Origin of the sequence: Candidatus Thiosymbion oneisti (assembly GCF_900092655.1) — a bacterium.
GTDB lineage: Bacteria > Pseudomonadota > Gammaproteobacteria > Chromatiales > Chromatiaceae > Thiosymbion > Thiosymbion oneisti.
Genome location: NZ_FLUY01000980.1, coordinates 1 through 1,780, shown reverse-complemented (window position 1 = coordinate 1,780; position 1,780 = coordinate 1). Strand labels below are relative to the sequence as shown.

The 1,780-nt window shown below is 61.5% G+C and carries 1 protein-coding gene; it reads left to right on the top strand.

Features of this window, described 5'->3' with window-relative positions:
• Nucleotides 1-734: 734 nt before the first annotated feature.
• Nucleotides 735-1,409 (top strand): hypothetical protein, encoded by a 675-nt coding sequence (locus BQ17_RS20640; protein WP_141699217.1) that lies wholly within the window; start codon nt 735-737, stop codon nt 1,407-1,409.
• Nucleotides 1,410-1,780: the final 371 nt, after the last annotated feature.

The following is a 1,780-nucleotide window of genomic DNA, read 5'->3' as shown; positions in this document are numbered from 1 at the left end:
AGCGTCAATGCGGTGGTCGATGCTCAGTGGGCCGGATGAAGCCGATGACGCGCCTTGACGCCGGTTTTGGCGCTTCCCAGGCCCAAGAGCGCTCCCTGCGGATTCGCCCGCGAATTCTTTCACAATCTCTGGAGCCTGGGAACGAGCCATGAGGGCATCGTGGCCGCTCATTCGCTCCATAACTCGTTTTTTAGATTGCAATAATGGGGGGATACCTCAGCCTCTGACCCCCTCTCCCCGGCCTCCTCGCTGCGTTCGGCGCAGGCTCTCTCCCGGCGGGAGAGGGGTTTTGCGACACCCTCCTTGAAGGAAGGCCGTCGGGTCTCGCTCAAGGAGGTGGGTGTGAAAAACGGCAAAGCATAACCCACATGAGGTGGAAAATGTAACGATTGTTTTCGGTCTGCGAACAAATTCTCCGTGGGGTTCCTGCCGGCTCGATCAGTGCAGCCACAGAAGGGCGGGATGCGCTGCGCTTTCCCGCCCTACTGTACTGAAATAGAAACTACGAACGATGCCGTGCGCCGGCGGACTTCAGATGCGGGGATTTACCTCCGAGATCAGGTATCCTATTGGTTGTGGCAGTACCGCCGCACGACTGAACCGAGTCAGGCTGAAAGAGCGGATCTGAGCATTCGGATCCCGATGCCCGCCGGATGTCTGCAACCGGTCCCGCATGTCGGCCTCCGACGGCCATGCCGCGACGACCAGCTCGATAAACCCACAGGAGTGTCTAAATGACTGAAAGAAGATCCATCCTACTGTTCGCATCGGCCGCCGCGTTGACGCTGGCAGTGCATGAGAGTGCCTTGTCCGTATCGCCCACGGATGGGCCGGCACCGGCGACGGCCCCTGCGACAGTCACCGCCGAGCAGGCGCCCACAATCGAGAAATCCAGCGAGAAATCCACCGCTGCCGGCGAGTCGATACCCGCGCGCGCCGGGATCACACCTCCGCCATCGTTGGAGCAAGACACCGCGCCATCGCGGATCCCGAAACAAGGGACACGCCGAGGTATGACCCCGGAAGAACGCAGCGCCCAGTGGGAACAGCGACTCCAGAAGGTGCGTGAGCGGGCTATGCGACGGCGTCAGGAGATACAGGAATCGATGGAACGCTGGGATTCCTACTGGAAGACATGGGATGCCATGACGCCGGAGCAGAAGGAGGCGGTCTATGCCATCTTCGGTCCCGGACACAAGCGATGCGGTCATCGCACCATGGACCATGGGCCAACCCTCGGCATGCCCATGCGACCGCGCTCGGGTCGATCCGAATTCGGCCTGCCGGCGGGTCCCGCCTTTCCGGGACCAGGTTACGGCTACGGCCCTCGGCACACACGACCATTCCCGTTTGACTGGGATCCCGCAGCTGTCCCCACGCCCCCCGGTGGCGTTCGACCCCAGGAATGACGGAGGTTGGGGAACCTTCCAAGATCCGAACCCTCCCGGCACGGATTTCCCCCAACCTTGATGAGGGTGTCGCAACAGGCACTGATCTTCGCCCTTCGACCCCCTCTCCCCAACCCCTCTCCCGGCGGGAGAGGGGCTTTTGCAACATTCTCTTGAGGGGGTGGGACTACGAGGACGCGCAGGGGCACCGCCCAGGTCGCCCCTGCGCCACCTACGACGGCAAATGCCCCTAAGAGGCTGTCTAAAAACCAACCCATTGATTTTGCTTGAGGCTCTTTATGGATTCCGGACAGGTAACGATCATAGAAGGGTTCCAGCGGACGTTTTGGAGTGCGGCGGCCACTTCACCCTGCTGCTTACCGGAACCTCCA

Bases quoted from the DNA above. Each gene is read 5' to 3' on its own strand.
- BQ17_RS20640 (WP_141699217.1), top strand. From the start codon at position 735: ATGACTGAAAGAAGATCCATCCTACTGTTCGCATCGGCCGCCGCGTTG.